The sequence below is a fragment of the Massilia consociata genome (genome assembly GCF_042432755.1).
In the GTDB taxonomy this organism is placed as follows: Bacteria; Pseudomonadota; Gammaproteobacteria; order Burkholderiales; family Burkholderiaceae_D; genus Telluria; species Telluria consociata.
Genome location: NZ_JBHLWP010000053.1, coordinates 1 through 535, shown reverse-complemented (window position 1 = coordinate 535; position 535 = coordinate 1). Strand labels below are relative to the sequence as shown.

Annotated in this window: 1 protein-coding gene; it reads right to left on the bottom strand. The window is 60.7% G+C overall.

The genetic code is table 11. The features are described from left to right. Window positions 1-37 precede the first annotated feature (37 nt). Window positions 38-535: integrase core domain-containing protein (locus tag ACFFJK_RS22885; RefSeq protein WP_379681960.1), on the bottom strand; the 498-nt coding region annotated here is incomplete at its 5' end.

Genomic DNA, 535 nt, shown 5'->3' with positions numbered 1-535 from the left:
TGATCTTGCCCCGCTTTTCCCGGACACAGCCTGATGCCTATTTAGCGTCAGTTTCCAGAGCCTGACGGCGTCGCTCTTTTCTAAACATGCGCGGCGATTTGTACCCCAGCGCCGAATGCGGATGCACCTCGTTGAAGTGCCTGAAGGCATCGGGCAACTGAGCTAGCACGGCGGCGCCGCTACTGCGGTCCATACCGCCGACGTAATCGCGTTTAAACGTGTTCACGAAGCTCTCTGCCATGCCGTTCGACTGCGGACTATTCACTGGCGTATGCACCGGCTTAATGCCCAGTTCATGAGCCAGGGCGTGCGTCTCAGTTGCCCGGAAAGCGCCGCCGTTGTCACTCAAGAATTCGACGGCAACCGCCCGCTCGTCGGTACTGCCGAAACGCGTCTCCACGGCCTCGATCATCATGTCGCGCACCGGCTCACCAGGCAGGCCGCGGCCGATCCAGGCCCGCCAAGCGATGATCTCGCGGTCGCAGCAGTCCTTCATGAATACGCCAGTGACCACCTCGCCATTGCTGCAGGCGAT